Source organism: Lacibacter sediminis, from assembly GCF_014168535.1.
Lineage (GTDB): Bacteria > Bacteroidota > Bacteroidia > Chitinophagales > Chitinophagaceae > Lacibacter > Lacibacter sediminis.
Genome location: NZ_CP060007.1, coordinates 2,036,724 through 2,063,063, shown reverse-complemented (window position 1 = coordinate 2,063,063; position 26,340 = coordinate 2,036,724). Strand labels below are relative to the sequence as shown.

General features: G+C 41.1%; 12 protein-coding genes. All 12 read right to left on the bottom strand.

The window, feature by feature from the left end; genetic code table 11:
• Positions 1-76 precede the first annotated feature (76 nt).
• The 12 genes from H4075_RS21605 to H4075_RS08735 all read right to left on the bottom strand — a co-directional run bounded on the left by H4075_RS21605 (position 77) and on the right by H4075_RS08735 (position 26,298).
• Positions 77-2,482 carry a BNR-4 repeat-containing protein gene (locus H4075_RS21605; RefSeq protein WP_220494918.1) on the bottom strand — a complete coding sequence of 802 codons (2,406 nt, stop codon included), beginning with the start codon at positions 2,480-2,482 and terminating at the stop codon, positions 77-79.
• Between the two features lie 16 nt (positions 2,483-2,498).
• Positions 2,499-4,271 carry a RagB/SusD family nutrient uptake outer membrane protein gene (locus tag H4075_RS08785; protein WP_182806006.1) on the bottom strand — a complete coding sequence of 591 codons (1,773 nt, stop codon included), beginning with the start codon at positions 4,269-4,271 and terminating at the stop codon, positions 2,499-2,501.
• Between the two features lie 22 nt (positions 4,272-4,293).
• Entirely contained in the window at positions 4,294-7,422 is a 3,129-nt protein-coding gene (locus H4075_RS08780; RefSeq protein ID WP_182806004.1) for a SusC/RagA family TonB-linked outer membrane protein, read from the bottom strand.
• Between the two features lie 31 nt (positions 7,423-7,453).
• Positions 7,454-9,217, bottom strand: coding sequence for a RagB/SusD family nutrient uptake outer membrane protein (locus tag H4075_RS08775; RefSeq protein WP_182806002.1), 1,764 nt, complete (start codon positions 9,215-9,217; stop codon positions 7,454-7,456).
• A gap of 11 nt (positions 9,218-9,228) precedes the next feature.
• Positions 9,229-11,946, bottom strand: coding sequence for a SusC/RagA family TonB-linked outer membrane protein (locus tag H4075_RS08770; protein ID WP_182806000.1), 2,718 nt, complete (start codon positions 11,944-11,946; stop codon positions 9,229-9,231).
• Positions 11,947-12,326: 380 nt separating this feature from the next.
• A complete protein-coding gene (locus H4075_RS08765; RefSeq protein WP_182805999.1) occupies positions 12,327-16,424 on the bottom strand; it encodes a hybrid sensor histidine kinase/response regulator transcription factor in 4,098 nt (1,365 codons plus the stop codon).
• Positions 16,425-16,512: 88 nt separating this feature from the next.
• Complete coding sequence (locus H4075_RS08760) at positions 16,513-18,816, bottom strand: glycoside hydrolase family 20 protein (RefSeq protein ID WP_182805997.1); 2,304 nt, start codon at positions 18,814-18,816, stop codon at positions 16,513-16,515.
• A 13-nt stretch (positions 18,817-18,829) separates the two neighbouring features.
• Entirely contained in the window at positions 18,830-21,208 is a 2,379-nt protein-coding gene (locus tag H4075_RS08755; RefSeq protein ID WP_220494916.1) for a glycosyl hydrolase family 95 catalytic domain-containing protein, read from the bottom strand.
• Positions 21,209-21,514: 306 nt separating this feature from the next.
• The gene (locus H4075_RS08750) at positions 21,515-22,750 is read right to left on the bottom strand and encodes an AGE family epimerase/isomerase (protein WP_182805995.1); all 1,236 of its coding nucleotides are present in this window, start codon (positions 22,748-22,750) and stop codon (positions 21,515-21,517) included.
• A 26-nt stretch (positions 22,751-22,776) separates the two neighbouring features.
• Positions 22,777-23,937: a sialidase family protein gene (locus H4075_RS08745; protein WP_182805993.1), complete on the bottom strand. Its 1,161-nt coding sequence runs from the start codon at positions 23,935-23,937 to the stop codon at positions 22,777-22,779.
• 28 nt (positions 23,938-23,965) lie between these two features.
• The gene (locus H4075_RS08740) at positions 23,966-25,192 is read right to left on the bottom strand and encodes an MFS transporter (RefSeq protein WP_182805992.1); all 1,227 of its coding nucleotides are present in this window, start codon (positions 25,190-25,192) and stop codon (positions 23,966-23,968) included.
• On the bottom strand, positions 25,189-26,298 hold the full coding sequence (locus H4075_RS08735; RefSeq protein WP_182805990.1) for a Kelch repeat-containing protein: 1,110 nt from the start codon (positions 26,296-26,298) through the stop codon (positions 25,189-25,191). The genes H4075_RS08740 and H4075_RS08735 overlap by 4 nt, the downstream gene beginning before the upstream one ends.
• Positions 26,299-26,340: the final 42 nt, after the last annotated feature.

Sequence of the window (26,340 nt, the reverse complement as noted above, 5' to 3'; positions counted from 1 at the left end):
GATTTACTGTTTTAAGAAACCGGTTGTAGAAACAGCCGGTTATTGATTAACTGCTGATATGAAATTGCTCGTTTAATTATTTTTTTGCTTCGGCGAAACGAACCATCTCACAAGCTGCCAATAAGAATGCACCTACGCCGAAGTTGGCAGTAGAATTCTTATCAACCACTTGTCCGGGAATAGCCCTTTCGCCAATTGGTTGCACATAACCAATTTTACCATCGGGCTGCATGGCGATATTTTTTAAATAGCTCCACCCTTTTAATGCTGTTGATTCGTATTCTGCTTTGTTCAAATAACCGTTGTTCATTCCCCACAGATAAGCGTAAGTAAAAAATGCAGTTCCGCTTGTTTCATAACCGGGTGCATGTGCAGTATCGAGTATGCTTCTTGTCCAATAGCCTTCTGACTGCTGCTGTTTTTTTAATGCAGCAGCCATGCCTTTAAATTTTTCTACGTACTCGTTGCGGTGTGCATCATCTTTTGGCAAGTCTTGCAACACTTTTGCCAAACCTGCAAACACCCAACCATTACCTCTTGCCCAGAAATCTTTTTTACCATTGGCGCTTTTATGCTTGGGATATACATACTTCGCATCTCGGTAGTAGATCTTCTCCTCCGCATCATACATAATGCTGTTGGCGTAGGTATAATACTCGTAGAGTTTATCGAGATAAATCTTATCCCCTGTGAGTTTATACATCTTCGTCATTACCGGCATCACCATGTATAAACCATCGGCCCACCACCAGTATTTATTTTCTTCAGTGCTCACCTGGTAACTCATCACTTCTTTTGCACGGGCTACTTTTATTTCTTCGGGTTGCAGATTGTAGAGATCGATATAAGTTTGAAAACATATCTGCCAATCACCAAACAACACATAATCATCTTTCTCACCATAGTTGAATTTCCACTCGGCCTTGTTATTACTCTTCGCTCCTTTCCACTCATTTTTGATGGCCCATGCTTCAGAATAATTCTTATAAGCTTCATTCTTTGTGAGAGCATACGCTTCCATATTACCGGTATGGTAAGCTGCATTATCCCAGAAAGCAAGCCCATGAACAGGGTTTGCCTTTTGCCAGTAATTGTTCACAGTTTGTATTACTTGTAACAACTCGTTCTTCTTCGCAATTACTTCGGCTTGTTTTTTTGTAGCAAGCGGCATCCACTCTACAACACGCACCGGTTGCGACTCTACGGTTAATACGCCTTCACCATCGCCTTGCTGTACATTCTGCACAAACAAATGCAACTGCTTTTGTTCCTTCCACAACTCTGTATCATAAGAAGGCTCCCATGAACCTGTACTTGTTTGTAAGAGATCAGCAAGTTTCCATGTTGATTTGATATTGAGTTCGCCATAAGCAATCGACACTTTGTTGCCACGCTCTTCATCACGGAAAATAAGGGCTGCACTTTTTATCTTACCTGCTTCAATACAAATGATTTGTGGTCGTGATATCGGAATTTTCTTTGTACCTGCTCCACTTAAACTGAAATCAGTTGTTCTGAATGCAAGATCTTTTACTGCCCACTTCTTCTTTGTTCTATAAATAATATGATATTGCGGAATACCATTCTTGTCGTTCCAATAACCAGCGATGATGGGATTACCGTTTGCATCAGCGCTCATTGATGTTTGATTGATTAATTCGCTTTTCTGCGGAATGGTCAATACTTTTTCTGCTGTTGCCAACGTAATCGGCAAAGTATATTTTTCACCGGTTGATCTCTTCCATGTAGCACCGCCATCTTTTGATACAGCATAACTCATATCATGATTACTAGCTACATCGGGGCTCTCACGCCAAACCCATGAAAGATGAATGGCGCCTTTTACATCAACACAAGCCTGCCAATACGCATTGCGTTTGTTTTCACCATCAATCAAATTGGTTTGCAAACGGCTCCACTGTTTTTGTTGCACATCGTATTTATTCAATACTATGTTCCCATTACCAGAAGCTCCATCCCTGTAAAAGAACAAGAGATTACCATTCGGCATTTTATAAAACTCAGGATAACTTACTTTGTTTTCGTCCTTGCCAGTCATTGGCATTTTCTCTGTTAATTCGAGCGACAATGGCTCTTTACTCTTTACATAACGCAATGCATTACCATGATGATCCCATGCCATGTGCACATAACCATCTCCATCGATGGCGATACTGATGCTGTTATGTGCATCTTTAATATTGCCTTTGTATACAGTACGTTTTAACTGCCAATTATTGTCACCAATGGTTCGTTTACCCAGTACCACAAATCCATCGGCATCGTAATAACTGATAAACTGTGTTTGCTTGTAAGATGCTAACGAGTTCTTGCGAAACACGACTGTGTTAATGGAATTGCCCGCCCATCCTTTACCAACTTCAGTAACAGTTACTGCAGTATTAAATGATGTTTGTGCCGTTACTGAAAAATGTAACAGCATAAGCGACCATAAAACCAAAACACAATTTTTCCTCAACATGAACACGAGTTTATTTTTACCAACCGGGGTTTTGTAACATGGCCGGCATCTTGTTGATCTCTGCATCAGGCAATGGCATCAAATACATTTCAGGACGGAAGTTATGACGACGGATAGATGATCTTCTCTCGAACGTATAAGTGCCGTTTGAATTTTTTGTAATCTTCATCACGTTGTTAAATTTGTTATTGGTCACCATGGCAATTTTCCAACGACGTATATCATGCCAACGGTGATCTTCAAAAGCCAATTCAATTCTTCTTTCATTACGGATCACTTCACGCATTTCTTCTTTTGTCATGGCATCCTTCAAGCCATATAAATTACCGGGACCCGGGTCAATGCCTGCACGCTGTCTTAATTCAATCAGTTTAGGATATGCAAGGTTTGTTTGACCGGTCTCATTGATCGCTTCAGCATAGTTCAATAAAATTTCGGCATAACGGATCAATGGCCATGCCCTGTTTGTATTGGCACTGCTGTTTGCACTGATCATAGAGTCGCACATTTTGCGACTGAAATAACCTGTAGTTGTACCAACATCAAATGCATCCTGTGTTGCAACGGGCGTAGGAATAGTTCCTGAACCATTTACAAAAGTATACACGGGTGACAAACCACCTGATGCATTGAAATAACTTGACCCATTAAAGATAATAGAGTTGTTAAACCGGGGATCACGGTTTACATAAGGATTGGTTGCGCTATAGCCTGATGCAGCATTTACTGTTCCATCAGGATTCAACGGTTGTAAACCATTCTTCATTGGGAAACAATCAACCAGGTCCTGTGTAGGTAATGAACGGTTTGTGCTGCCGCCTCTTGTACGGGGGTTGTAAAAGCCTTCGAAATCTCTGTTTGCAGGGCGATAGTATCCAAAAATGTATTCCGGATTTACACGTTGTAAAAACACACTATAAAAACCATAGCCGGGCTTTGTAGCATTATCAACCACTAATGAGTAAGTACCCATGTTGATCACTGCCTGTGCAGCATCAGCAGCAGCCTGCCAGTAGGTTGTGCTTGCAGCAGGATAACTTACAATTGCTTCAGCAGGATGACCGGGAATAATACATCCTCCATTAAACAATGGACTTGCTGCATATAACAATGCTCTTGATTTCAATGCAAGACATGCACCTTTTGTTACACGGCCATAGTCAATATCATCAGGATAAACAGCGGATAATAACGCAGCCGCTTTATCTAATTCTTCTGAAATATATTTTACTGTATTTGCAAAAGTTTCTCTTGGTAAATTAATGAGGTCATCTTTCGCATACACTTTATCGCCCACGACAGGAACACCTCCGTAAGCGATCATCAATTGCGTGTAATACCATGCACGTAAAAACAATATTTCTCCTTTCACCCTTGATTGCAACGAAGCAGAAAGCGGGGTTGAAGGAAGTTTTGAAAGCAACAAATTTACCCGCCTGATATTGGTATACGGAGTATTCCAGAAATCACCCACAATACCTCTTGTATTATAGGTTGTTGGTGAAATAGAACCGTTGTATAAAATAACAGCGATCTGTGCAACACCTGACAGTGTGTACTCAGCATCATCTGTTGCCTGTTCAGTATTACCATGCGAATCCCAACGTCCTTTGTTAAAACTGAAAGCAATATCAGAATAGATGCCCGTTAAAAAAGCCATCGTTCTTGCACTGTCAGTAAATACAAGTTCTTCACTGAGTGAGATCGCTTGCCCATCGAGAAACGCATTTTGCTTTTTACAAGCCTGTAAGCCTGAAAGCAGAACGAGTAAAAAAAGTATCTTCTTCATATCTTAATGATTTCGGAATGAATTAAAAAGTAATGCTTAAACCAAAGTTCACGGTACGTTGTGGTGGATAGATCGTACGATCAGTATTGGTACTGATCTCCGGATCGAATTCATACAACTTGTCAAGCTTTGTCCATGTAAAAAGGTTGTAAGCATTTGAGTAAACACGGATATTATCCACTTTCAAACGCTTTGTGAATTTTTGAGGAATGGTATAAGCGATCTCTGTTGTTTTTAAACGCAGGTAATTTCCGGATATAAAATAGAAAGTTGATGGAAAACCAAGTGCATCACTCACACCTGCACCTAATGTTAATCTTGGGAAACGTGCATTGTTACCTAACTCCGGTGTCCATGAATATTTATGAATTTCCTGCAGGTTAGATGAGAATGGACGAATGGCTTCTGCTACCGCTCTTACATTAAAGTTCATTGCGCCCTGGAAGAACGTGTTCACTGAAAACCCTTTGTAGCTGAACCCGATCTGGAAACCGTAGGTCGTATTAGGCACGTTTGAATAACCTGTTACTTCCTGATCGAAACCATCGATCTTACCATCCTTGTTCAGATCAGCATATTTCAGATCGCCTGGATAAGCCTGCTGTGCGGTCTTAGGACTGTTGGCGACATCTGCACTATCCTGATAATATCCGATCCAGCGATACACACGCTGCATACCAATACTGTGACCTGTATATGCCTGGTAAGCGTTGGCGAATTTAGGTTCGTCCTGGAAAATGATTTTATTTTTTGCAACAGAGTATGTTCCTTTTAAACGATACTGAAAATCACGACCGATCTTACCATTGTAATTCAATTCAATTTCATAACCTGCGTTATCAACAATACCAAGATTAACCGGTGGCAATCCCTGACCAATTACCGCAGATACGGTTCCTCTTGTTGTTAAGATATCATAACGTTGGTTTTTGAAATACTCAATGGTGCCGAAGAATTTATTTCCAAACAAACCGAAGTCTAAACCAATGTCCATTTTCTTTTCTTTCTCCCACGTTACCTGGTCGTTGCCCAATGTTCCTTCACGGATGCCGTTAAAGTTGTTACTTACAGTACCGAAGTTGATTGAACCTGAATTACTCCATGTTGGCAAATAGTAATAGTTAAATCCACTACCAAGCTTGTCGTTACCCACCAAACCATAAGATGCACGGATCTTCAGGTTGTTTACATTACGCATTGCATTCTTCAGGAAATCTTCTTTTGAAATATTCCAGCCAACAGATGCAGCAGGGAACAAACCAAAACGATTTTCTTTTGCAAAACGATCTGAGCCGTTATAAGCTGTATTAAACTCAACGAGGTATTTCTCTTTATAGTTATATCCAACACGGCCGGTAAAGCCACGATAATTGTTTGGTATAAAATTGTAAACAGCGTTTGAACTGAAACGAAGATCAGTACCCTGGCTAACAAGAGCAAGACCATACAGATGATGTTTACCAAAGGTTCTGTCATAATTCAAAATACCCTGCACAGTTAATGTACGGATGGTTGAACCTGCACCATATCCACTAAAGAAACGACGTACTCGGTATACGTTCGGATCTCTTGGCGAGTATTTGTAAGAAGAAGTAGCAGAATCATAAGCAGGAATAAAGGAAGGAAACTGATCCCTTGTCATACTTCTTGAGTAACCATAACTGCTTGCGTAAGCTATTGTAGCTTTTAAGGAAAGCCCCTTTGTAATGAAGTTTAGCTTTTGCGTTGCAGTTGTAATTAAGTTGATATTATTTTCATAGTTACGATTGTAACCATACATCGTTAAACGACCTACAACATTGTTCGTATTATAGGCAGCGTTATTATAACCACCGTTCACCTGCCATGTACTATAGCCGTATGTTCCGTCAGGGTTATATACCGGATATGCAAACGGAGCCAAAGAATAAAAGCTGCTGTATTCATAAAACACATCGTTATAACCAAATGCACTACCAACGTTTGGTGTATTGATCTCTCCGATATTACCGTAAAGATCTAAACGCAGATCTGTTGTATTCGTCACTTTAATATCGAGGTTACTACGATAGTTGTAACGCATATGATAGTAGTTACCATTCACATCCTGCGACTTGCTGAAATTCTTTACCATACCATCCTGGAACAAACCACCAAGTGACACAAAGTATTTTACACGTTCTGTACCACCGCTGATATCGAAATTAGCCCTGTATTGTTTGCTGAACTGCTTGAACAAAGTACTGTACCAGTCAACCGAAGGATGACCGTAAGGATCTGTCCCGTTTTTATAATGATCAAGATCGGCTTGCGAAAAACGTGGCGTAAATCCAACAACCGGATTCACTTTGTTATCATTCATCTGCGCCTGGTTATATAACGAAGCCGTTTCGTAAGCATTCAGATATTTCGGAATACGTGTAGGCTGCTGCATACTTGTTTCCAAACGTGCAGAAATTTTTGGCGCACCTATCTTACCTCTTCTTGTTGTAATGATCACAACACCATTTGCACCTTTTACACCATACACAGCGGTTGTAGATGCATCTTTTAAAATACTTAATGATTCAATTTCATTTGGATCAATTCGTGCAAACTGATCATAGCTGAATTCAATATCATCTACAATGATCAAAGGTGAATTTGATCCGTTGTTATAGGAACTTTGTCCACGAATAAAAAACTGTGCACCATCTGCACCGGGACGACCGGAAGGTTGCACCGAGAAGAAACCAGGCAAACGGCCTGCTAATGTATTCTGCAAACTTGCAGATGGATTATCTCTAAGTTCTTTACCTGCAACACTACTAACCGAACCGGTTGATGTTACTTTCTTTTGTTTTGCATAACCAACGATCACGACATCTTCGAGTCCGCCTGCATCAGGAGAAAGTGTAACGCTTACATCAGAACGATCGGCTACAGGCACCTGCATTTCTAAATAACCTACACCCGTTATAATAAGTGTGTTGCTTTTCCCTTTCAGTGTAATTGTAAATCGTCCGTTAGCGCCGGTAACAGTCCCGTTGCTCGTAAGATTTTTTTCAACAACACTTGCTCCTGCTACAGGGCCGGCAGAATCTGTAACAACACCTGTAATAACTCTGTTCTGCGCCTGCAATTGTGCCATTGCAAGGAGTTGAATAAAGAGTATATAAATTAATTTTTTCATTGTACTTAGTTTAAGCTGTTAGTTTGAATGATTACCATCCCTGGTTTTGAATAAGCGTTGTATTCTTGATCATTTCATCATAAGGGATGGGCATGTGATACAGTTTTGGATCAAACTGCAACACACCTAACTGCACTTTCTCGTAAGTGAGTGTTGAACCGTTTCTTGTGATCTTCATACCATATACCGGTGCGGCAAGATCAACAGCTCCTGTTTTCCATCTGCGTATATCCCAGAAACGATGTTCTTCAAATGCTAATTCAATCCGGCGCTCATTGCGAATGACCTGGCGCATTTCATCTTGCGTAATGCCAACCCTGATACCATATCTTGAATTAGCACCGGCTGTTATACCGGCTCTTCTTCTGATGAGACCGATCTGCGTTACCGCATCTTCAACACGTCCTACTTCATTCAACGCCTCAGCATAATTCAACAATGTTTCAGCATAACGAAAAATCGGGAAGTTGTGACTTTGATTGGAGTAAGTTGAACCTGTTGGAAAATTTCCAAGAAACTTACGCAGGTAGTAACCTGTTTTTGTTTGCACGGCAGTAACAGATGTGTTAGGCTTGTCTCTGCCTCCTTCAAATGTTTCTACTGTTCTTCCTAACCAGGCATATCCATTACGAAACACTGTTACGTCTAAACGTGGGTCACGGTTTGCGTATGGATTGCTTGCACTATAGCCTGAAGCAACATTGATTGTTCCATCGGCATTAAATGGTTGTAATCCATTCAGCATAGGAAATGCATCTACAAAATTTTGTGTTGGACTTGTAAGCCCCTGGCTTGTTGCTGTACCTGCAAAACCAACAGGTGCCTGTGTATTTTCTAAACTTGTGTTGTTAGAACTTTGTTTTGCAAGAATAATTTCAGCATTTCGTTTTGTAGTAAACGTTGCAGCAAAAAAGTTTGGCGTACCTGCATCGTTCAATTTATAAAAACCAATGCTACGTAATTCTTCAGCGGCAGCGATCACAGCATTCCAACGGGTTGCATCGTAGTTAAGATAACCGCTTAGTACTTTTTTCACAGGATCAGTTTCTAACCCACCACCATTGAATAATGGGCTGGCAGCATACAGTAACACACGACATTTCAAGGCAATGGCTGCACCCCGCTGCACTCTTCCCCAATCGCCATCAGGCATGTTTTCTCTGCGCAAACTGTCTTTTACAGCATCGCATTCAGTTACAATATAATTTACGCACTGCTCAAACGTATTACGTGGTATCTGCAGATTATCATCAAGTGTAAACACTTTATCACCGATAAGCGGTACACCTCCATAACGTTTCAGTAATTCAAAATACATGAGTACACGAATGAAACGTGCTTCTGCTCTCCAATACTGGCGTGTAAGTTTTGCGTTGGCAATTGTTGTTGCATCGGTTTCAACAATGGGTACATTGTTGATGTTCTTCATGAAAATATTTGTTCTTCGAATACCGGCGTAGCTGTTTGCCCAATATGGGTCGGGGTTACTCACCACACTCACACGGCGGTTGGTATAATACTCCACCACTGTATTGTTTCGGCTTGGTATTGCATCACCACTTGCTGCATCTAAAAAATCACCACCGATGCGGGCAAAGCCACCGGGAATATAATTGTAAAGATCATTCAGATTGAATGCGGCAACTGTACCAAGACGATCCAATGTATCAAATACAAGATCAGAACCAAACCAATCTTTTGGTACTGTTTCAATTTTTTTGCAACTGTTGGTAAAAAGCATTACCAGCAGCAGACTGCAAAGAGCGCCTTTTAAAAATAAATTTCTTTTTTTCATATAGCAGAGTATTACAGTTTAATGTTTATGCCAAAGTTGAACAGGCGTTGCATGGGATAACTGAATGCACTGATCACTTCAGGATCACGGTCATCCAACTCTTTTGATTTTAATGTAAAGAGATTGTATCCTCTTGCAAAAAGACGGATATTGTCGAGCTTGATTCGTTTTAACCAAACCTCAGGAACACTATAACCAAGTTCAATTTGTTTTAAGCGAACATAATCGCCATTGCGTAACCAGAAAGAAGATTGTGCATGATTGTTACCGTTGCTGCCAATATTTAAACGAGGGTATGTTGCTGTTGCAGCAGTTGCAGGTGTCCAACGATCAAGATTGTTTTCGTATGCCTGTCCAAAACCATTGTTCTGAAATGCCCAGATGCTTGAACCACCAACATATACATCACGATTGGTTACACCCTGAATAAGTGCACTGAAATCGAAACCTTTGTACTCTGCACCTAAAGACAAACCAAAAAACAACAGTGGTGCAAACTTTCTACCGATCTGCGTAACATCAAACTGATCGATCACACCATCTCTGTTCAGATCGATGTATTTAATATCACCAGGTTGAGGAGTATACCCAACAGTAGTTGCACTGCCATTGATCTCTTGTTGTGTTTGAAAAAATCCATCAGCTAAATAACCAAATGTTTGACCAACTGCTGAACCTGTACGTTTCATCCAGTAATATGGACGATAAACTTCATCTGCAAAGATCACTTTGGTACGCAGTAAACTTGTGTTCAACAAAGCAAAGTATTGCAGCCCGCCGGATGTTTTTTCCTGCCAGCCTAATTTAAACTCAGCGCCAGTATAACGGTTGGTACCAATGTTTTCTCTCGGATAATCGTTGCCAAGAATAGTAGTGCTGCGGCCACGGATCTGTAACAGATCGTAATACTTATTATTAAAATATTCAACCGAGAATGTTAAGCGATCATTTAAGAAAGCAGCATCAACACCTGCATTGAATTTATTCGCTTTTTCAAAATCAATATTCGGATTTGCCAAAGGCTGTTCAGTGATTGCTGTTTGTGAACCTGCAGATGTTCCAAAGAACACGCTGCTTGCATCAAAGAAACGTTGGTAGTAAGTAAAATAACCGGGATCATCCCAACCTGTTTTACCCAACGAGCCATAAAGTTTTAAACGGCTTATAAAGTTAGAAGAAGCAAGAAATTCTTCACGATCCATATTCCATGCTAAACCAACAGCAGGAAAAAAGGCACGCTTAAAATCACCTTGTGGCGGATAACGGTTTGAACCATTATAACCAAACGCAGCTTCAACCACATACTTCTCTTTGAAGTTGTAAGCAAAACGGCCGGATATGCCACTGATGGTGTAAGGCAGATCGCCACCATTAACACTGTTATCGTTATTAGCAAGTACCAATGCATTCACACCATGCTTTTCGCCAAAAACTCTATCGTAGCCAACTGAAAGTTCTGCATAATTACTGCGTCCCTGGTAAACGATACCGTTGCCATTTGCCTGTGCACCATTTACACCATACAGATTGTAGGTTGCAGGAGTTGTGGTAGTGATCAGTTGATAAACCGCAAATGATTTGCTACGGTTAATATCTTCAGACAAATTTGCATTGAAGGCTGTTTTTACCTGTACCCATAAACCCGGTGTAACAGCATCGAGTTTTTGTTTGAGGTAGAAGTTGGCCAGCATATCACGCTTATAATTTAAGCGGTAACCTGAACCAATGGTTTGAGCCATAATATTATTCTGGAACAGATTTGTACCACCAAAAGAACCATTCGGGTTATAAACAGGATATGAATTGTTAGGCGTATTTACCAACGCACCCAATATTGAACCGGTTGTACTACCTGGTTCTGTACCACTCAGTATACGTCCCAACAAATAAATACCACCACTCAGCGATTTGTTTACATTGATATCAACATTGCTGCGGATAACATAGGTTTTAAAATTATTGTTGGTATTGTATTTATTCTGATCGGATGTTACAAAAAATCCGGTTTGATTAACATGCTCTAATGAAACATAGTAACGGGCAAAGCCATTACCACCCGATGCATTTAATGAATAGCGATCGAAACGTGAACTGGACTTTATTACCTCATCTCTCCAGTTAACATTTGGATGACCGTATGGATCGGTACCATTTTTAAATGCATCCAGATCGGCCTGCGTATAACGCAAAGGCAAACCATCATTTGTCAATGCTTCATTATATAAGGATGCGTAATCATAAGCATTCAATGTTTTTGGTGCACCCAATGGTTTTTGAAAACTTGTTTGTACCGTAAAAGAAATGCTTTGTGTTTGCGGCTTTCCTTTTCTCGTAGTAATGAGTAATGCACCGTTACTTCCACGAACACCCATCATAGCTGAGCTAAGGGCATCTTTTTGCAGCGTTACACTTTCAACATCATCCAGGTTGAAGATGGACAGATTGGCCACCACTCCATCAATGATCACCAATGGATCAAGGCCACGAAGTGAAACCGAAGCGCCGTCTGCCCCCGGCTGACCGGAAGCCTGGAACGAATACAAACCAGCCATGCGACCGGTGAGTGTACTCTTAACGCTGGTAACCGGCGATTTTAAAATGTCTTTTGAATACAATGCTTCTGTGGAAGTTGCAGTTAAGTGAGGCTTGGCGCTGGTATAAATCAGTTGTACCGGCGGCTTTTGGGGAAGACTGTCTTTTTTCTCAGCAGTTTGGGCAAATGTTCCCATACCTATTATAAATAGGAATGAACATAGCAATGTCGCCCGTTTTGGTAACATAGTCATAATCGAAGGGTTTAAGGGCTTATGAAAAAGAAAATGAGGGTTGCTTGGCACAGCGATGGAGCATCGCTTTTGTCTGTTCCTAAAGTGGCTAAGGAATCTCAGGTTGAACAATCGCATACAGCAGTTATTTAATTAGCAATCGAATTATTGAAATAGCTGGACTAAAATTACTTGTGAAAGAGGGGGTAAACGGGGGATTCTGTGGTACAAAAAGGGGGTAAACTCGGATTTCGCCCCTAAAAGCGGGGGTAAAAGGCAGGAAGCGAGGATAAGATTGAAAGAAAAACAGCTAATAGCGTATAGCGGAAATAATGACGTTGAGATTAGTCCTTTTTCACCTTTTCGTTGAGTTTGTAATTTTTGCCGAGGTTCTTCCGATACTTTTCGATGTACTCGGATGGCTTCATGCCGAAGGTTTTGGCGAACTGTTCACGGAAGTATTTAATGTCTTTGATGCCCACATAAAATGCCGTTTCATTCACATTGTAATCGGAGTTGATGAATAGCTCCGCAGCTTTCCGCAACCTGATGAACCTGATAAAGGCGTTGGCACTTTGGCCTGAAATGGTCTTGATCTTTTTGTAGAGTTTGCTGTGGCTCATACCCATCTCTGTGGCCAGCGCCTGGATATTGAACTCATCCCGGTCGAGATTTTTCTCAACGGCAGCAATACAGGCTTCCAGGAACTCCTTATACTCACCGGAAATATTGAGTGTGTTTTGCTGATGGGTGATCTCGTTATAAAAGTATTTCTGAAGATTTTCCTGTTTTTTGATGAGGCTTTGCACCCTTGCCACCAACATGTCCTTTTCAAAAGGCTTGGTAATATAGTCATCGGCCCCGGCTTCAATTGCTTTCAGCTTCGTTTCAGGCGAGAAGCTTCCGGTTATTAATATAAAAGGTATATGATTCAACGCCGGGGTTTCTTTTACGATCTTACAAAAATCGATGCCCGACATTTCGCCCATCACCATATCGCTGATGATCACATCCGGCAACACCTGCTTAGCCATCTTCAGCCCTTCTTCTGCAGTTTTGGCTTCATAAACAATAAAAGCTCCCTGAAAGACTTGCACCAGGTAACTACGTAACTGCTCATTATCATCGGTTATCAGTATCGAAAGTTTTTCACTTACAATCGACTCTAACCCATCTGTACCTGGCTTCTTTACAGCAATCATTGGTTCCATACCTGCACTGATCTCTTCCAGCAGCAGGTTTTCCTGTAAGGAAGTAAATTCCTGAATAGCAACTTTGCCAAAGTGTACTTTTCCTTTTTTCAACCCAACAACAAAGCTCGTCCCCTCTCCTTCTTTACTGTTGTAATGAATAGAACCATGATGATCTTCCACTAACTTCTTTACAAGGTATAAGCCAATGCCAAAACCGGGTTTGGCACGCACATTGTCTTCACTTACCTGGTAAAACTTATCGAATATCCTGTTACCAATATTCGCAGGTATACCCTGGCCGCTATCTGAAATCTTGATCAGGACAGAATTATTCTCTTCTTTTATACTGAAAACGATCTTGCCTTTGTCAGGTGTGTATTTAAAAGCATTGGACAAGAGATTATAAAATACAATTTCCAGTTTTGCTTTATCTGCAAACAACTCCAATGATTTGTTTTCGCATTCAAACGTATAATCAATTTGTCTTGCTTTCGCCTGCTGTTTAAAGTACAGGTAGGCATCGTGTGTGAGATCATAAAAGTTAATTGCCGTTACCTGCAGCTTGCCTGTTTCACTCTCCGTTTTTCTAAACAACAACAACTGATCAACCAGACTTAATAATCGGCGGGCATTACGATATACTGCATTCAATTCATCTTTTTCTTCTTTGTTATCGTCTCGCTTCAACAGATCTTTTACAGGATTGATGATGAGCGTTAACGGTGTTCGAAACTCATGGGTGATATTTGTAAAGAAAGATTGGCGTTTTTCATTCACCTCCTTTTCTTTCTCTGCATTTACCTGTGCAAGTTTTACTTTATACTTAAGATCTGTCTGCTGGATCCTGTAACGATACGATAAATACACGATTGAACCGGCAATCAATGCATAGATTATGTACGCAAGAATGCTCCGGTACCAAGGTGGCAGAATGGTGATAGCCAACACTGCTTCTTCCGTATTCCAATCGCCGTTAGCATTTGTATTTTTTATATGCAGCTTATAAGTTCCTTCACTGATGTTATTATAGTTGATGTTGCGGATATTTCCTGAATAGTTCCAACCCTTATCCCAACCTTCGAGATAATATGCATACGAAATTTTTTCAGGCGACGAATATTCCAACGCTGTAAACTCAAACAAAAGAACTGCTTCTTTAAATGGTATGCGTAATTCTGAGATGCCTGAGTTTTTCTCCTTTATATATGTACTTACTTCTGAAGCTGTTTTATTATTGATAAGAATATTCGTGATCTGAAGCGGAGGCATAAAAGTGCGACTGTTGATTTTTTCGGGAACAAATACATTGAAACCGTTTATACCACCAAAGAGCATTTCGCCTGAACGCAACTTGTAAGAAGCATTGTAAGAAAACTGGCTGCTTTGCAATCCATCGCTTTCATAAAAATTTTTAAACCTGCTTGTAACCGGATCGAACCTTGAAAGACCGTTAAACGTACTGAGCCAAAGAAAACCTTTTGCATCTTCTTCAATATTCAGCACAGCATTGTTGCATAACCCATCGGCCGATGAATAGCGTTTTTTGATGACACCCTTCGCTGCATCAAACAAAACCAAACCGCCACCTTCAAGACCGATCCATAAATTCTTTTTACTGTCTTCAAAAATTGCCCGAACCGGTTTGCCCAGGTCATAAAATTTATGTTGCTTATTTTTCCGATCGATACGAATAAACGAAACGGTGCTTCCTCCCCACATTTGCCCTTTACTATCTTCTAATATTGATACAAGATCATTCACTTGATGATCGAATACTAAAAACCGGTTTACAGTACGATCAAAAAAATACAAAGGACCATCAATGAAAGTGGTAGCCCAAAGTGTTTTTGCTTTGTCCTCATACATTAACCATGCATTACGGTTTTCCTCACCTGTTATATCATTGATACAACGAAACCGCTCGAAACTGCCGGTGGCTTTGTTAAAACGATTAATACCTCCACCATAAGTTGCCATCCACAATGCTCCTGTATGATCCTGCAGAATACTCGAAACAATATTGTGGCTGATAGAAGGTGCATTCGCTGACTGGTGACGGTAATTTTTAAATGTATTGGTCGAACGGTTCCAGATGCTTAGTCCTCCGCCTTCTGTACCAATAAAAATATCTCCGGTCTTATCTTCAAAAAACGAATAAATAAAATTGACCGAAAGCGTATTTGACTTGTGCGGGTCGCTTGCTATCGTTACAAAATTATTCTTCTGCTCATCAAACACATTACATCCTCCTTTGATGGTTCCGATCCACATACGGTTTTCCTTATCACGTATAATGGAATAAATTGCTTCGCTTGAAACCTGGTCTTTTTCCACTCCTGAAGTAATGTATGAAAAAACACCTGTTGCAGTATTGAGAATACTGATGGCACCGCCATCGGTTCCAATCCAAAGCTGGTCTTGTTTATCGAAGCAAATGCTGATGATATCCTGGCCACTCAGCTCGCCGCCCCTGGCAGTATAATTTTTGACATACTTATTTGTAACAGGATCGTATAAATGCAAGCCCGTTTCTCCACCAACCCAGATCTGGCCTGCTATGTTTTGTAACATACAGTTAGCCTGCTTCACATCAGCATTTACCAATGTTACATTACCAAGTTTTGCATCATACAGACAAAGTCCTCTTCCTGAAACAAACAACCACACATTGTTCTTATCAACAACAATATCTCTTACATTATATCCATCGTGTTTTTGATTACCGATCAGCAACGGAACTTCCCTTGCATATTGATCATTCTTTTGTTTTACCAGCAATCCCCAACCGTTTGTTGCAACCAGCAACGAACCATTATTATGCGACTTAATTGCTGTTGCATTGATGGTCACCTTTACTGGTTGTGTTGCCTGGTAAGGATAACCGTATAATGCAGAAAAGTTGGAATAAGTGTGATTGTATTTTACCACACCCTGCCCTGTGCCAACCCACAAATTATTATCGGAATCTTCATGTATTGAATAAATATAGTTGTGTGGAAGCGATGCGCTGTCGTTCAGTTTATTTCTGAAAACTTTAAACTCGTTTCCATCATAACGGTTCAACCCATCATATGTGCCCAGCCAGATAAATCCTTTCTTATCCTGGTAAACAACACGCACAGAATTGTTCGAAAGCCCTTTCTCAATACCTAAACGGGTAATGGGCGGAAGTGCAGATACCTCTGCCATGGTAAGCACACAAGCAAGTAACAGAATGCAGTAAAAATTAAGCTTCAACAGTCTCTTCACGTATCAGTAATTGCACCAAAAATATGCAATTACTGACAACCGCTATATCATTGCTTTACACGTGACCATTTGTTTGCAAATAGTCTTACTACTCTACTTCCAGTTCATCAGCAAAGGTCCATGCAGGTTTTCCTTCACCTGGATGACCTTTCGGACATGCTTCCAATGTGTATGCTGTTACACGCACATAACGGGCATTGGTTGCTGGAAACTTTGCTGTGAAATCTTTGATGGTGAGTGCAAGTGTATTCACCGGTACATCATTCTGCACGGTTGCCACTTCGGTGAATGTTTTACCATCAACCGACACTTCAAACTTTACAGCTGTTGGTAAAAAGATCCAGTCACGGTAATGCTGCAAACAACCAAGTGAAATACGGCTGATATTTTTTTCTGTACCAAGATCAACCGTTGCAACAAGATTATTTTTATTGAAGCCATGCCAGAATTTGTTCACTGCCGATTTTCCTCTTACACCATCGGTTAAGGAATTGATGCCATCGGCCATGTACGACCGTGAAGGCTGATGAACATATTGCACATTTGCGCCAACTGCTTTGTGCATCACAAAACGTTGTTCAACTGGTTGGAGGTTCATGATCTTTCCGTTCTGCATGGTTACTGCACGAATGGTTTGTGTGCTTTCTACTGCAATTGGCTTTGTATACACTGCACTTGAAATGGTTGTTACGGTGCCGTCAGTTGTATAAAGAATCGAAGCGGTTGGCACTTCTGAGAATAACGCTACTTCCAGTTTGCCATTTTTTGCAGCTGGTTTTATATCAACTGTAAAGTTGCCCGGCGAATAATGTAAACCTTTTGCATCAAAGGCATTGAAATGAAACTGCAAACGTCTGCTGAAATCATTCCAGTTTTTTGTTGCTGCAGGCGACCATACTGTTTCTGCCAATGCCAGCATACGTGGCAACACCATGTATTCAAGATGTTCGGCAGTAGAAATATATTCTGTCCACACATTGCCCTGCGCACCCAACACATATTTGTGTTGTTCTGCACTCAACTCTTTTGGTATCGGTTCATAATCGTACACTTTCTTTACGGTGTTAAAACCACCGATGGCCAACGGCTCACCTTCCGGACCAGCCTGGTAATGATCGAAGTAACAAGGCGAACCCGGTGTCATCACCACATCATGATGCATCTTTGCCGCTTCAATACCACCTGCTTCACCACGCCAGCTCATTACCGTTGCTTCAGGTGCTAATCCACCTTCCAGTATTTCATCCCAGCCAATCATTTTTCGTTTTTTGCTGACAATGAATTTCTCCATGCGTTTAATAAAATAACTCTGCAGTTCTTCTTCGTTCTTCAATCCTTCTTTTTTCATGCGTGCCTGGCAACGCTCACATTTTTTCCATGGGCCTTTATCCACTTCGTCGCCACCGATGTGAATGTATGTTGAAGGGAACAAAGCGATCACTTCCGTTAACACATCCTGCAAAAACGAAAACACTTCTTCGTTACCTGCACAATAATTCGACGACATATTGTTGTAGTTACCACCTGTTAACGGCAGCTGCGGTTGTTGTGTACAACTCAGTTGCGGATAAGCTGCAATGGCCGATGCCACATGCCCGGGCATTTCTATTTCAGGCACTACTGTTACGTTTCTTGCTTTTGCGTATGCAATAATTTCTTTTACCTGCTCCTGCGTGTAGTAGCCACCGTAAGTTGCTTCTTCGCCGGGTTGTGCCTGCGGACGGCTGCCCCATACTTTATCATTCTGATCTACACGCCATGCACCTGTTGAAGTAAGCTTTGGATATTTTTTGATTTCAATTCGCCAGCCCTGGTCATCCACCAAATGCCAGTGAAATGTATTCATCTTATACATCGCCAGCAGGTTGATGTATTGTTTCACCACATCAGCTGAAAAGAAATGACGACTCACATCCAAATGCATACCTCTCCATTTAAAACGTGGTTCATCATTGATCTGCATACAAGGAACCTGCAATGCCGCATTAGTGCGCACCTGTGGTAATGTTTGCAGCAACGATTGAATGCCGTAAAATATTCCGGCATAGCTGCTTGCTTTTATCTGAATAAGCGAAGGCGTAACAGTTAAGCTGTATGCTTCTGGCTTGAATGCAGTTTGTGCAGCAAGAATGAATTCTACTTTTTTTGCTGCCGGTTTATTCTGCTGCAACGCAATGCCCGAAACATCTTTTACAGCGTTGATAAAAAAATCAACTGCCGGTTTTAATGCAGCTTGTGAAGCATTGAACTGTACAGAAGTATTTTTATCGATGATAAAATTTCCTTCGTTCAGTTTTAATTCAACCGGCTGCGGAATAATAGCTACCTGTTGCGCAAACATGGGTAACGGACAAGCAAGTAACAACAGGAACTTTGCAAATTTTAAGGACATAATCAATAACTTTTTATTTAAAATCGTTCAACATAAACCTGTAGGTTTTTCCTTTCGTTGTTTTTAAACGGATTGTTTTCCCTTTATACAAAAGCGTATAATCTTTCCCTGTTTTTGAAAGAACGGTGCAAGAAACAAGTGCGCCGTTTTTCCATTCCATACTGATGTCAAATCCTCCACGTGCACAAAGGCCTTTAATGCTGCCGGTGTGCCATGCCGCAGGCAAAGCAGGTAACAATTCAGCTTCCTCTTCATTGCTTTGCAACAACATTTCTGCAAGTCCTGCTGTTGCACCAAAGTTGCCATCAATCTGGAAAGGCGGATGTCCGCAAAACAAATTGGAATAAGTACCGCCGCCGCCGCTCATCTTAATTTCATCACCACCTGCAACTGGCTTTACCAATTGCTTAAACAATTGCAATGCATGTTCACCATCGTGCAGTCGTGCCCAGAAATTTATTTTCCACGCCATACTCCAACCGGTTCCTGCATCGCCACGTTGCAACAATGTTTGCTTCACTGCTTCTGCCAATGCAGGCGTTTTGCTGATTGAAATTTCATCATAAGGATGTAACCCGTATAAGTGCGATACGTGACGATGATGCGGCTCCGCATCTTCCCAATCGTTTACCCATTCATTCAAATCACCTTTTGCACCAATTTGGTTGGGTGCTAACTGTTTTACTGTTGATGTTAATTCATTTCGCCATTGCGCATCTGTTTTTAACACTGCCGATGCATCGATGCAGGCGTTGAATAATTCTCTGCAGATCTGCATATCCATCGTTGGCCCCATGCAGGTGTTGCCGATAAAACCGTTCGGCATTTTATACGCATGCTCCGGTGAATTTGATGGCGCTGTTACCAGCCATCCATGCGTTGGTTCTTTTATTAAGATGGATTGTAAAAACTGTGCAGCACCTTTTAATACGGGGTAATATTTTTTTAAGAAGGCCGTATCTTTTGTAAAGCGATAGTGTTCCCAGATATGTTCACACAACCACGCACCACCTGTTAATGTTGATCCCCAACTGGCACCTTCGCCCGGCGATGTAAAGAACCAGGGATTACTGATAACATGTGCCACCCAGCCATTTGCATTGTAATATGCTTTTGCCGTTTTTGTTCCGTTCGGAACCAACGATGAAGTAAAACGATGCATCGGCTCAGCAAGTACTCCAAGATTGGTTAGTTCTGCCGGCCAGTAATTCATTTGGATATTGATGTTGAGATGATAATCGCCGTTCCATGGTGTTTGGTATTCCACCGCCCACAAACCTTGAAGGTTGGCTGGCAACAAACCCGGACGTGAAGAACCGATCAACAAATATCTTCCAAAATTGAAATACAACACCGGTAGTTGTAGATCTTCTTCACCTTTATGATAGTTGATCAAACGTTGGTTGGTGGTTAACGCAGTTGCGGCTTTGCTGTCGGGCATTGTCCAACGACAACGATTAAAGAGTTGCTGGTACGCAGCTGTACTTTTCTGTTGTGCTGCAGTAAAAGAAGTTTGCTTTGCTTTTTCGATGTATGCAAATGCTTTTTCAAAAACATCTTCTGTTGAAAGATTACCTATTGCGTAATTGTAATTTGTTGCTGATGAAATTCTGATCCAGCATTCCGTTGCATTTTCAATTACCAGTTCATTTCCTTCCTGCTTTATAGTGCCGTCTTTAACCGAAGGTTGTGCTACGGTCACGAACTGCATTCCTTTATCAGCACCCGATGGTAATTGTCCCATCATCGCAATCGTATTCTTTTTGGTTTTGATTTGTGCGTTCTCTTTTCTGTACAACGCAAGTACCACATTGATGCTGCCCTTCTTTGTTGTTGATAAACGCACCCATGTAATATCATTTACAAAATCGGTAAATACTTCTTCAGTAAACGTTGCAGCATTGCGTGTGAATGTTGTTGTGGCTATTGCCTTCTCCAGATCAAGCACACGGTTATAGTTTGTTACTGCAGCATTACTGTCTTTCCAAATGATGAACAAGTCGCCCATTGTTTGATAAGCGCCATACTTATCGTTCGCTCCTCTGCCATGTCCCGATCCTTTTCCTTTTGCAATAAAATTCTTTTGTAATAGATCCTGTGCGGCCTTGTTATCGCCTGCCAGTAAATAATCCTGGATTGGTTTTAAAAACTGGTAGGCATTTTCAATATCGGCATCCTGCGGGCCACCACTCCACAAAGAAATTTCGTTGAGAGCAATCCGTTCCTTTTTTGTATTGCCAAACATCATGGCGCCCAAACGGCCATTACCCAGTGGTAAACTTTCGGTGAAATGAGCAGCAGGTGTATCAAAACGAATTGTTACATCATTACGTTGTGCAAACAGAAATTGCTGCATCAATAAAAGCAGGCATGCAATGTTGATCTTCTTCACTTGACTGGTATTTTAAAAGTTGATGCCGGCAATTGTTCTTCGTTCGCAAGATTCCCCTTGCTGAACGGTTGCCAGCTATAATAAATATAGTCAGGCTTTTGTTTCAATTTCACTAACACCTGTTTATTCTGCATGAATGCCGTCACTATCATTTCCATTAGCAACCGGTTTATCGCTTTATAAAACCATATTGGCTAAAAAAATGTTGCCACTGACACCTGGCCAATGGCAACATAGGGAAATAAAAGTAAACTGAATGACAATCTTTTCATTGATGAGAACAATTAAAAAATTGCTGGACTGAAACTATAAATTAAAACTGTTTGATGAGTGCTCAACCGTATGCGCAAGATTCGAAATAGATTGCGAATGTTCGTTTAACAACTGCATGCAATACCACTCCTGCCGAGGTAAATGAAAAGGACCTTTGAACAAATTGCCTTTGGCTGTTTGTGCAATGCTGCCATCACGATGCAGGTAACCAAACCATTCTCCGTTTTCTTTATCGTGAAAATGACTGTACGCATACTCATGCACCAGCTTATGCCTCTGCGCATATTTTTCACTGCCCGTCATGGTATACGCTAATAATGTGGCAATGATCACTTCGTTATGCGGCCACCAGAATTTCATATCCTGCCAGTATTCCTGTACAGGCTTGTTATACACATCACGGAAATACAAAATGCCCCCATGCTCTTTATCCCAACCACGCTCCCACATATAATCGAGCATTTTGCAACCAAGTGCAATCAGATGCGGATCATTGTTGCGATGCTTTGCTTCGTGCAGAATAAACCAGGCGCCTTCAATTGCATGACCGGGATTGAGTGTGCGTCCATCTATATGATCAATGATGCTGCCAACGGGCGCCACCTGCTCCATCACACATTTAATATCGTCTTTTACAAAGTAGGTTTCAATTTCATATATCCATTTGCTGATCCATTCATCACAACGATCATCACCAATCAGTTCTCTTAACTGTTGTGCTGTGTTCATCATGATCATCGGTACACCAATTCCTTTTGCCGGTCTTGTGCCGGTGAACTTTGGCTCCAGTTTCTTTTCGCCACTTGCATATGCAATGCATTCACCGAATACTCTTCTTGCGTTAGCAGCAGCTTCCTCATCACCGCTTGCTTTTGCATAAGCTGCAGCGGCAATTACATAAAATGTTTCGGAAAAAAAATAACGACGTTTACGAATGGGCTGACCATCACGTGTTACATGAAAGAACATCTGACCGTCTGTATCAAAACAATATTTGTTGAGAAATTCATAGCCGAGCTTTGCACCATCAAGCCATTCCTGTTTTTGTTCAACAGTATTGTATAAGGTTGATAACAACCATGTAGCCCTTCCCTGTATCCAAACAGCCTTATCATCATCGATGAGCGAACCATCTGCATCACGCATCAATAAAAACCCACCATGTTCTGTATCGAACGAACGGGGAAACCAAAACGGAACGGTATCGTTCAGTAATTGGTTTGCATAAAAATCACGAAGTGCAATTAAATCATTTGTTGTGTAAGCCATGTTGATTTCTTATTTCGAATACAGTATCAGTTCCACTTTACAACAGTGAAAATGATCTTTGCATAATTATCTTTTTCGTAGAGGACACCGATCTTCTTTTTAGAAATACTTACGATATCGGAGTAAGCAGCATTGTCTCTTTTACCGGTTGAATCAATGAGGATACTTTTCTTCCATGTAAAGCCATCATTGTAACTGATGCGGAGTGTAAGATTATCCCGGCTCTTTATATCGGCTGCATTGCAGAAGGCAACAATATATTTGCCCTTCTTTTTACCAACCGTTAAAATACTTCCCTGGCAAACAGGATCGGGTAAGTTGTTGTCAAAATAAACACTGTCCCACTTTGTACCACCATCATTACTGATAGCGATCAATCTTGCACGCACATCACCTTTTTGGTTACGGATGTTCATCATTAAACGGCTGCCTGAAATTTCTGTCGCCATTGCCTCGTTACCGCCAACACGCTCAACTGTTTCACTTAATTGGAATGTTTTACCATGATCATCTGTATAAAAGCCATGTGCTTTGTAATCCTCCGCTTGTTTCAATGGTTCACCTGCCGAGTGATTGGCTGCAATAAAAATCCGTCCTTTGTACACACCTGTATTGAACTGCATCGCATGACCAGGTGTGTTGGCATAACTCCGCCAGTCTTCTTTGAAATTGTAATCAGTATTTGCAGTTGGCTGTAAAGGTCTATGTGTTTGCTTTGTTATGTTTACCGCTTCGCTCCATGTTACACCTCCATCAGTTGATGTTTTATACCATACTTCACGCAGACCTTTTCCTTTACGCACTTCGCCTTCATGATTGTTACCGGTGTTATAAAACAAAAACACTCTTCCCTGCGGATACGTAGGATCAGCTAAGTCAACAACAGGCGCAGGGTTACCTGCCTGTAGGTTATCATAGTTTACAACAGTTTGTATGACACTCCATGTCTTGCCATTATCAGAACTGCGTTTCAATACAATATTGATGTCGCCAAAATCGCCTGCATTATTTACACGACCTTCTGCAAAAGCAAGCAAGGTTCCGTTTTTTAACGTAACGATTGCGGGAATACGATAACTCTTGTGTCCTTCTTTACCCGATTCAAAAACAGTAACCGGCGTTGTTTGCGCAACAGCAATCATTGTTGTTACAAAAAACACAAGCACACTCAAACAAATTCGTTTCATTTTTATTTTTTATAAAGCTGATTAATATTTATTCTACTGTTGTTGCTTTTGGACGCAGAAACCATAACTGTATGATCAATGCAAATGCAACAATGCCTCCGAGCATGGCAAAATCTTTTTCCAGATTGCCTGCATCGGTTGATTTGCCTAACCAATCAGTAATGAATGCTCCTGCAAAAACGCCTGTCATATTCATGATGCCATAAGCCGTTGCTCTGTATTTCGATGAAACAAACTGGCAAAGGATGGGCATATTGTTGGCATCGAACATGCCAAAACCAAAGCCAAAACAAAAGGCGGCTGCCACTACATGAAAGACCGTATCACCCAAACCAATAAATAATAAGGATGGGATGGTTAATGCCAAACCAATTGCACTCGTGTAAATTCTTCCACGGATATTTTTTTGCACCCAGCGATCTGATAACAAACCACCGAAGATGACACCAATGAAAGAAGATGCCGCAATGGTGATAGTTGATAAAGGACCGGCCTGCGACATATCAACATGGAGATTATTTGCAAACAATGTCGGCAACCAATTCTTCACTGCCCAGCCAGGTAAGCTTGGCACAGCAAAGTATAATAAGATGATCCAGAAAGAAATATTGCTTAGCAATAAAGCCAATCCTTTTGTAACAGATGGTTTTGTTGTTGAACTGATTACTGATTCAACTGTATTTATTTTTTTCTCCCGTAAGAAAAGGATCAACACAACTGAATAACAGATACCGATCAAACCAAAAGAATGAAAGGCTGTTTTCCACGAGAAAGCTGATGCAATGGTAGCACCAAAGCCACCCAATGCCTGACCCATATACAAACCCGTCATGTGAATACCAATAGCGAGTGATCTTGTTTTATCGCTGTGATAATCGGCAATGAGTGATAAACCAGCCGGAATGTACAGCGCTTCACTAACGCCCATGACTGCACGAAGCCAATACAGTTGTTTAAAGTTTTCGGCGTAACCCATTGCTAATGTAACTGCACTCCATACAAACAAACTTCCAACAATAAGCCATTTGCGGTTTACTCTGTCAGCGATCATTCCTGCAAACGGACTCATGATGCCATAGATCCATAAAAAGATCGCCATCAGTCTGCCGAAGTTGGCAGCTGTTTGCAACTCAGCAATATCGATCATCATCGATGGCTTCATGGTGCTGAGCATTTGCCTGTCCATATAATTAAGCAAGGCCACTACCCACAGCAAACCAACAACAACCCACGGATATAATTTTGATTTACTCATTTTCGGGTAGTTGCTTTAACTGATAAAATAAAAGGAGAACGTACACCGGCTTTTATTTCTCCGCTTGGAATAAAAAAGCAGTTATTCCATGTAACCGCTGTTGTGGTAACAGGAGTTGCATAGGGAATATTGCCAATAACATCCCAGCTATCATTGATTATATCGTACGATAAAATTTCTTTACTAAAACCCGGATGAACCGATTGCAAAACAGTTTTCTCATCCGTTAATTTCTTTTTGGTTGTTTCATCTGTTGCGGTATTGATCGCTGCAATTAATTCTTCGGTTCGATGAAAGGTTTCACCTTTATCGCCACCAAACACCAGCAGTTGATTTTTATATACAGCTCCTGTGCCGGCAGATAAAGCATAGGGTAAGGATTTCTTTTCAGTCCATTGATTGGTTAACAGATCAAATGCATAAACTGTATTGTACAGATCGCTGATACCATTGCTGTTTCGCTTCCGTCCGCCAATCAAATAAATAATATGTTCTTTTGTCAACAGCACTGGATGTGATGTCTGCTTAGGCATTGTTGATAATTGTTTCCATCCGGCTGCAATATTGTTGAGATCTAATACAAGTAATCGATCACTTACTCCATTAGCCATTTCACCACCGGCTAAATAAACGTTCTGTCCGTTTGTTGTAATTGATGCATTGGTTATTGCAAACGGAAGATCGGGCAGGTTTTGTATAGAAAATACCGATGCATCATTTGTAAGTTGCAGAAGAACTGTTTTGTTACTGATGCCGTTTTCGTTTTCACCACCCGCTACTACAATTCCTTTTGCAGTAGTGCAAGATGCGGCATAGGCAATTGTAAAAGGCAGCTTCGCTTTTTGCTTCAAGGAAATACCGGCGCCGCTTTTTACATATACATACAGCTCATCAGAATATTTTTTCTTACCGCCTAACCATGGCATTGCGCCGGGAAAATTGGCGCCACCTGCAACAATTAATTTATGCTTATGTACACCTGTAACAGCACCGGCAACACCCAACGCTTTCGTTTCGTTTGCGGCAACAGGCAGCTCGGCTGCAACAGTCCATTGCAGTTTCAGCTCCTGTTTTTTCTGTGCATATATGGATGCGTTCAAAAACATGAGGAAGAATAATAGTGATATGTGCAAGCGATTCATTACTGT

Excerpts from the sequence above, each read along its gene's own strand:
- H4075_RS21605 (WP_220494918.1), bottom strand. The coding sequence starts at position 2,482 with ATGTTGAGGAAAAATTGTGTTTTGGTTTTATGGTCGCTTATGCTGTTA.
- H4075_RS08785 (WP_182806006.1), bottom strand. The coding sequence starts at position 4,271 with ATGAAGAAGATACTTTTTTTACTCGTTCTGCTTTCAGGCTTACAGGCT.
- H4075_RS08780 (WP_182806004.1), bottom strand. The coding sequence starts at position 7,422 with ATGAAAAAATTAATTTATATACTCTTTATTCAACTCCTTGCAATGGCA.
- H4075_RS08775 (WP_182806002.1), bottom strand. The coding sequence starts at position 9,217 with ATGAAAAAAAGAAATTTATTTTTAAAAGGCGCTCTTTGCAGTCTGCTG.
- H4075_RS08770 (WP_182806000.1), bottom strand. The coding sequence starts at position 11,946 with ATGGGAACATTTGCCCAAACTGCTGAGAAAAAAGACAGTCTTCCCCAA.
- H4075_RS08760 (WP_182805997.1), bottom strand. The coding sequence starts at position 18,816 with ATGTCCTTAAAATTTGCAAAGTTCCTGTTGTTACTTGCTTGTCCGTTA.
- H4075_RS08750 (WP_182805995.1), bottom strand. The coding sequence starts at position 22,750 with ATGGCTTACACAACAAATGATTTAATTGCACTTCGTGATTTTTATGCA.
- H4075_RS08745 (WP_182805993.1), bottom strand. The coding sequence starts at position 23,937 with ATGAAACGAATTTGTTTGAGTGTGCTTGTGTTTTTTGTAACAACAATG.
- H4075_RS08740 (WP_182805992.1), bottom strand. The coding sequence starts at position 25,192 with ATGAGTAAATCAAAATTATATCCGTGGGTTGTTGTTGGTTTGCTGTGG.
- H4075_RS08735 (WP_182805990.1), bottom strand. The coding sequence starts at position 26,298 with ATGTTTTTGAACGCATCCATATATGCACAGAAAAAACAGGAGCTGAAA.